The sequence below is a fragment of the Amycolatopsis rhizosphaerae genome (assembly GCF_007713715.1).
GTDB classification, from domain to species: Bacteria; Actinomycetota; Actinomycetes; order Mycobacteriales; family Pseudonocardiaceae; genus Amycolatopsis_E; species Amycolatopsis_E rhizosphaerae.
Map to the genome: position 1 here is coordinate 1 of NZ_VJWX01000423.1, position 6,152 is coordinate 6,152.

The 6,152-nt window shown below is 71.7% G+C and carries 7 protein-coding genes; 2 read left to right on the forward strand and 5 right to left on the reverse strand.

Annotated features, from left to right (window positions below; genetic code table 11):
• The 4 genes from FNH05_RS29395 to FNH05_RS29410 form a co-directional block, all read right to left on the reverse strand.
• A partial coding sequence (locus FNH05_RS29395) for an FAD-dependent oxidoreductase (RefSeq protein ID WP_144592105.1) occupies window positions 1-620 on the reverse strand: 620 nt, incomplete at its 3' end.
• Window positions 617-1,396 (reverse strand): SDR family NAD(P)-dependent oxidoreductase, encoded by a 780-nt coding sequence (locus tag FNH05_RS29400; RefSeq protein ID WP_144592106.1) that lies wholly within the window; start codon window positions 1,394-1,396, stop codon window positions 617-619. The genes FNH05_RS29395 and FNH05_RS29400, both read right to left, overlap by 4 nt.
• Window positions 1,389-2,204, reverse strand: a complete 816-nt coding sequence (locus FNH05_RS29405) for an SDR family NAD(P)-dependent oxidoreductase (protein ID WP_222426737.1) — start codon at window positions 2,202-2,204, stop codon at window positions 1,389-1,391. Before FNH05_RS29405 ends, FNH05_RS29400 begins: the two co-directional genes overlap by 8 nt.
• A 31-nt stretch (window positions 2,205-2,235) precedes the next feature.
• Window positions 2,236-2,718 carry a nuclear transport factor 2 family protein gene (locus FNH05_RS29410; protein ID WP_246128006.1) on the reverse strand — a complete coding sequence of 161 codons (483 nt, stop codon included), beginning with the start codon at window positions 2,716-2,718 and terminating at the stop codon, window positions 2,236-2,238.
• Between the two features lie 108 nt (window positions 2,719-2,826).
• Here FNH05_RS29410 and FNH05_RS29415 point away from each other — a divergent pair, with 108 nt between their 5' ends.
• Window positions 2,827-3,510: an IclR family transcriptional regulator gene (locus FNH05_RS29415; RefSeq protein WP_246128007.1), complete on the forward strand. Its 684-nt coding sequence runs from the start codon at window positions 2,827-2,829 to the stop codon at window positions 3,508-3,510.
• 198 nt (window positions 3,511-3,708) lie between these two features.
• Here FNH05_RS29415 and FNH05_RS29420 read toward each other — a convergent pair whose 3' ends face one another.
• Complete coding sequence (locus tag FNH05_RS29420) at window positions 3,709-4,434, reverse strand: TetR/AcrR family transcriptional regulator (RefSeq protein WP_222426738.1); 726 nt, start codon at window positions 4,432-4,434, stop codon at window positions 3,709-3,711.
• Between the two features lie 73 nt (window positions 4,435-4,507).
• On the opposite strand from FNH05_RS29420, the gene FNH05_RS29425 reads away from it, so the two are divergent.
• Window positions 4,508-6,055 carry an FAD-dependent monooxygenase gene (locus tag FNH05_RS29425; RefSeq protein ID WP_144592107.1) on the forward strand — a complete coding sequence of 516 codons (1,548 nt, stop codon included), beginning with the start codon at window positions 4,508-4,510 and terminating at the stop codon, window positions 6,053-6,055.
• Window positions 6,056-6,152 lie beyond the last annotated feature (97 nt).

The following is a 6,152-nucleotide window of genomic DNA, read 5'->3' on the forward strand; positions in this document are numbered from 1 at the left end:
GGGTAGTGGCGTGCGAGCAGGTCCGGATTCCGCGCGAACCCTCCGCTCGCCACCACCACCGCGCCCGCCCGCACCTCGACGTCGTCGGCGACGACGCCCGCGACCCGGCCGCCCTCCTCGATGAGCCGTTGCACCCGCGTGCCGAGCACGATCTCCACGCCGAGCCCTCGCGCGGCCTTCGCCAGGACCTGCACCAGGCCGTACCCCTGGTCCTTGGGCACGTGCCCGCGCCACACGTCCTCCACCCCGGCGCGGCACAGGCCGGGGGTGTGCGCGTCACCGGACACCGCCGCCGGGATTTCCACCCCCAGCCCGATGAGCCATTCCAGCGTCGGCCCCGAGGCACGGCAGAACGCCGCCACCAGTGCCGGATTGAGCATCCACTGGTTGAGATCCATGTAGTGCTGGTAGAACCGCTCCGCCGAGTCCTCGACGCCCAGGCTCGCCTGCACGCTGGTGCCCGCCGCGGTGAACATCCCGGCCGACAGCCGGGTGGACCCGCCGAGTTCCCGCTCAGCCTCGAAGAGCAGGACCGACGCCCCCTCTTCGGCCGCGGTCACGGCGGCCGTGAGACCCGCTCCGCCACCGCCGACCACGACGACGTCCCACTCCTGGTTCACGACAGCTCCCCGGCGGTCTCGGCGATGATGCGGTGGTAGAGCCCGTTCGACACCAGCCCGCCGTCGACGGTGACCTCGCTGCCGGTGAGGTAGCTCGACCGGTCGGACAAGAGGAACAGCACCGTTTCGCTGATCTCTTCGGGCCGTGCCATGCGCCCCGCGGGCACACTCGCCACCGCGGAGGTGACGAACGCGTCCGCCCCGGCCAGCAGTTCGGTGGCGACCAGGCCCGGATGCACCGAGTTGACCCGGATGCCCCAGCGCGCGAAATTCCCCGCGGCCGCTTTCGACAGGCCGGTGAGACCCCATTTGCTCGACGAGTAAGCGGGCGAAAAGTAGCCGATCCGGCCCGCGATCGAGGAGATGTTGACGATCGAGCCGCCACCGGAGTCGCGCATCAGCCCGGCCACGGCCTTCATCCCGTAGAAGGGGCCGAACAGGTTGACCCGCAGGACCTGGTCCCAGATTTCGTCCGTAGTGTCGAGGAATCCGAGCCTGCGCGAGATCCCGGCGTTGTTCACCAGGCCGCCCAGTTCGCCCCGGCTCCCGCGGATCTCGTCCACCACCCGCGTCCAGGCGGCGGGTTCGGTCACGTCCAGCTCGTGCACCGAAGCCGATCCCCCGGAGGCGATGATTTCCCGTGCGAGCGGGGCGCTGTCGGCCACGTCGGCGAGGCAAACGTGTGTTCCCCGTGCCGCGAGCGCACGGGAGTGGGCCGCACCCATGCCCGCCGCGGCACCGGTGACGAGCACAGTGGACGGTAACCGCTCAGACATGCCGGGAACCGCCGTCCACCGCGATGCTGTGCCCGGTCACGTACCGCGCGCTGTCCGAGAGCAGGAACAGCAGCGGGCCGACGACCTCCTCCGGCGAACCGAGGCGGTGCAGCGGCACCACGTCGAGCGCGTGCCGGAGCGCGGCCGGATCCTCCTTGACCCACCGGGTCATTTCCGTGTCGATGTATCCGGGGGCGAGGGCGTTGACGCGGATGCCGCGGTCCCCGAACTCCACCGCGAGGGATTCGGTGAGGTGCGCGACCGCGGCCTTGGAGGTGCAGTAGGCACCCCGGCCGCGGCGGACCCGCAGCGCGGACACCGACGACATGTTCACGATCGCGCCGCCGGGTTCCATGTGCCGCGCCGCGGTCTGCGCCCCGTAGAGCACACCCTCCACGTTGACCGAAAGGGTCGCCCCGATCTGCTCGGGCGTGATCTCCTCCGCCGGTGCGAAGGGAAAGATGCCCGCGTTGTTGATCCAGAAGTCGATGCGGCCGAACCGCTGCACTGCCAACCGGGCCACCGCCTCGTGCTCTTCCGGCCGGGTGACGTCGATCCGGGTGCCGACGATCCGCCCCGGCTCGCCGTGCAACGACGTCGCGGCCAGTGCGGCGGTGATTTCCTCCGCGGTGGCCAGCATCGCCTCCTCGGCGATGTCCGCGCCCACGACGTGCACCCCGCGGCCGGCCAGCGCCGCCGTGAAGCGGGCGCCCATGCCTCGGGCCGCGCCGGTGACCACGGCGACCTTCCCCGGGAACTCGGGGTAAACGGCCGTCATCGGCTCGTGCAGCACGCCTGTCTCGCTCATGAATCTTCTCCTGTTGCTTCGGATCGTCGGTTCAGCGCCCGTGGGGCGGTCGCTGGTCGTCGCGGTGGACGGTGCGGCACCGGATGCGCCAGCGTCCGCCGTCGGCGACCAGTTCGTCGCTGATCGTGGTCTGGCGCACCAGCCGGGAGGGTCCGCCCGCCGGTGTCGCCACGATCTGCAGGTAGGCCTGCACCGTGAGGCATTCCGGCCCGGTCCGCGTCACGTAGGTGTTGGTGACCACGTGCCGCACCGTCTCCCCCGCGTCCCGCCCGGCCGCGAAGAACCGTTCGGCGAACGCGACGAGTTCGCTCGCCCCGTTCACCGGCGCGGGATAGCTCGGTGAGCGGAACTGCCCGTCGGCGGTGAAGGTGCCCGCCCACGCGCGGGCAAGACCGTTGTCGATGAAGTGGCTCTGCGCCCCGTAGAGCTGGTGGATCTCGGCCAGGGTGCCGGCGTCGACTTGTCCCACGGCGGCGGGATCCGCGCTGTTTTCGCTGTCCTTCGCGAGCGGCAAGGCTACCTCCGGGGCTGGCACACACCCTTGTGGCGTGCTATTATCGCACGCGCCGTGCGAACTACGGAAACAGTAGGTTGGCCTCGCGGGCCCGTCAAGAGGAGCGTCATGCCCGAAAATTCCGTCCGGCTCGACGCCGGGATGTCGAAAACGCTGCACAACGGGCTGCAGATCCTCGAACTGCTGACGGGGCACCCGCAGGGCATGACGCTGACCGAGATCGCCGACGGCATCGGCGTGCACCGCACCGTCGCGCACCGGCTCGTCCGGACCCTGGAGGCACACCACCTGTGCCGGCGCGACCGGTTCAAGCGGATTTCACTGGGCAACGGGCTCGTGCGGCTGGCGGAGCCCGTCGAACAGGACCTGCGGACGCTGGCACGCCCGATCCTCGAAGAACTCGGCGACCTCGCCCAGGCGACGGCACACCTCGTGGTGCGGGAAAACGAGCGCCAGGTACGGATGCTGATGATCGTCGAGCCGCGCCAGGGGCGGATGCACGTCAGCTTCCGGCCCGGACAGATCGATCCGATCGACCGCGGCTCGGCGGGGCTGGCCATGCTCGCCGCGGAGCCGCCGGTTCCCGGCGAACGCGAAGAGATCGCGCTCGCCCGCAAGCGCGGGTTCGCCGTGTCCTACGGCGAGATAGCGTCGTCGGTGATCGGCGTCTCGGCCATGGTGCCCGGGCGCGAGGTCAGCATCGGCCTGTCCCTGTTCGAAGCCCCCGACGAAGAAGCCCTCGGCCGGAACGTCATCGAGGCGGCGCAGCGCCTCGGCGCCCTGCTGCGCTGACCGGACACCCCGGCAAACAGGGTCGGGGCTTTGCTGTGAGGGGTCCCCTCACGGCAAACAAGGCCAGGGCCCCGGCAAAGTCGGGTCCGTCATCCCGGTCGAGGCTGCCGTGAAGGGTCCCTTCACAGTCGATTTGACCGTGAAGGGACCCTTCACGGCAATCCGCTTTGCCGGGGTCCCCTCACGGGAACCGGTGCTTCAGGACGTGAGGGTGGCGGCGATACCGCTGAGCAGGCAGGTGAGGCCGAACTCGAACCGCGTTTCCGCGTCCGGGTCCTCGGCCTCCAGGACCCTGCGCGCGAAATGCGGGTACCGGCCGGACTCGATGACCCGCGTGACGTAGCCGCCGACCGACTCACGCCACTCGTCCTCGGTCATGCCGGTGGTGCGCTGGGCCTGGAGCTCGGCGAGTTCCGCGGCGACCGAGCCGAGCACGTGGGTGGTGATCGCGCCGACGATCAGGGCGGCCCTGGTCGGGTCCGGGGTGGCTTCCGCGGCCAGGCCGAGGGCGTGGTCCGACCGGGCGATCACGTTCGGGCCGAGCGCCGGGCGCTGGGAGGCCTGCTGGGCCAGCCAGGGATGCCGCAGCAGCGAGTGGCGGAAGCGGCGGGCGAAGTCCGCCAGCGCCTCGCGCCAGTCCTGGCCGCCGCGCTCGGGGATCGGTTCCTCGCCGTACACCGCGTCCACCATCAGCTCGATCAGTTCGTCCTTGCCGCGGATGTGCCGGTACAGCGAGGTGGTGCCCGAGCCGAGTTCGGTGGCGATGCGGCGCATGGACAGTGCCTCGATGCCTTCGGCGTCGGCCAGGTCGATGGCCGCCCGCACGATCTTGTCCTCGGTGAGCACGACCCGGCTGCCGCGGGGGCGCTCCCGCATCCAGACGAGCGTGGCGGGCTGTGATCGAGGCGACAGCGAGGGGGACATGGGCACAGCGTACCTGTTGGGTACAGTGTGCCCATAGCGGGAACACTGTTCCCGATTACTGAGGGAGGTCCCCATGTCACCGATTCCCGTCGTGATCGCCGGAGGCGGCACCGTCGGCCTGGCCACCGCCGTGTTCCTGGGACACCACGGCGTGCCGTCGCTGGTGCTGGAACGCCGCGAGGAGCCGTCCGTGCATCCCCGCGCGCTCGGCATCAGCCCGCGCAGCCTGGAGTTCTTCCGGGAAGTCGGGCTGAGCGAGCGGATCGACGCGGCCGCCGTGCACTCGGCCGTCGCCTGGAAGGCCGACGCACGCACCGCCGCGGAGATCGACTGGAGCCGCCGCCCGGCGACGCCCACCCCGGCGGGCCCGGCCGGGCTCAGCCCGGTCGTCGCGCGCGGCCACTACCCCCAGGACCGCCTGGACGCCGTCCTCGCCCCCGCCGCACGCGAACTCGGCGCCGCGATCGAATACGGGGTCGCGGTGACCGGCGTCGAGCAGGACGACGAGGGCGTCTCGGTGACCCTGTCGGACGGGCGTGTCCTGCACACCCGGTACCTGGTCGGCGCCGACGGCGTGCGCAGCGCCGTGCGGGACGCGCTGGGCATTGCCACCACCGGTCCCGGCGAGATCGGCGCCCCCACCCTGAACATCCTGTTCCACGCCGATCTGGCGAGCCGGTTCGGTGCGATGCCTGCCATGACCGAGATCCGGCACCCGGACGCCCCCGGCATGCTGCTCGCGGTGGGGGAGAACCGCTGGGTGTTCCACACCGGCTACTCCACCGAGGAAGACCGGGAGCCCGAGCGCTGCGCACGGGTGATCCGCACAGCACTCGGCGCGGACCTGCCGGTGGAGATCGTCAGCGTCCTGCCGTGGCGGGCCACCGCGCGGCTGGCACGGCGATTCCGTGCCGGGCGGGCGTTCCTGGTGGGCGACGCGGCGCGCGCGGTGACCCCGCTGGGCGCCTTCGGGCTCAACACCGGACTCGCCGACGCGTACAACCTGGCGTGGAAACTGGCCATGGTGCTCGCCGGGCAGGCGGGGGAGCGGTTGCTGGAGAGCTACCACGAAGAGCGGCACGCGGTCGCCGAACTGGTCACCCGGCAGGCGCTGCTGCGCTGGGAAAACCCGCGCCTGCACTGGGATCCCGCGGCGGTGGCCGAGCGGGCCGCCGCCGGGGCCTGGCACGCCTCGCTGGTGATCCAGGGCTACCGGTACGACTCCTCCGCGATCGCCGGGCCCGTGGCGCCGCTTCCGTCCACGGAGGACCTCGCGGCGGTGCTGGACGGATCACCCGGCTCGCACCTGGCACACCGCTGGGTCGAGGCAAGCGGCGCCCGGGTGTCCACTGTGGATCTCAACGGCTCGCGCTTCGCCGTACTGGCCGGACCGGACGGCCAGGACTGGTGCGACGCCGCGGGCAAGGTCACCGTCGAGCGCGGACTCGAGGTGCGCGCGGTGCGGCTCGACGCGGCCTGGGCCGCGTCGGCCGGAATCGGGGCGGCCGGGGCGGTGCTGGTCCGCCCCGACGGTTTCGTGGCCTGGCGCTCGCCCGGACCGGTGGCGGACCCCGCCGCCGCGCTCGGCGGGGTCCTGGCCACCGTCACCGGGAAGCCGTGAGGCTCACCCGGCGAGCCGCGGGTGCGCCGCGAGGTAGCGCGAGAACCGCTCGTCCACCTGCTCCGCGACCAGACCGAAGTCGCCCAGGGTGTAGCGG

Bases quoted from the DNA above. Each gene is read 5' to 3' on its own strand.
- FNH05_RS29400 (WP_144592106.1), bottom strand. From the start codon at position 1,396: ATGTCTGAGCGGTTACCGTCCACTGTGCTCGTCACCGGTGCCGCGGCG.
- FNH05_RS29405 (WP_222426737.1), bottom strand. From the start codon at position 2,204: ATGAGCGAGACAGGCGTGCTGCACGAGCCGATGACGGCCGTTTACCCC.
- FNH05_RS29415 (WP_246128007.1), top strand. From the start codon at position 2,827: ATGCCCGAAAATTCCGTCCGGCTCGACGCCGGGATGTCGAAAACGCTG.
- FNH05_RS29420 (WP_222426738.1), bottom strand. From the start codon at position 4,434: ATGTCCCCCTCGCTGTCGCCTCGATCACAGCCCGCCACGCTCGTCTGG.
- FNH05_RS29425 (WP_144592107.1), top strand. From the start codon at position 4,508: ATGTCACCGATTCCCGTCGTGATCGCCGGAGGCGGCACCGTCGGCCTG.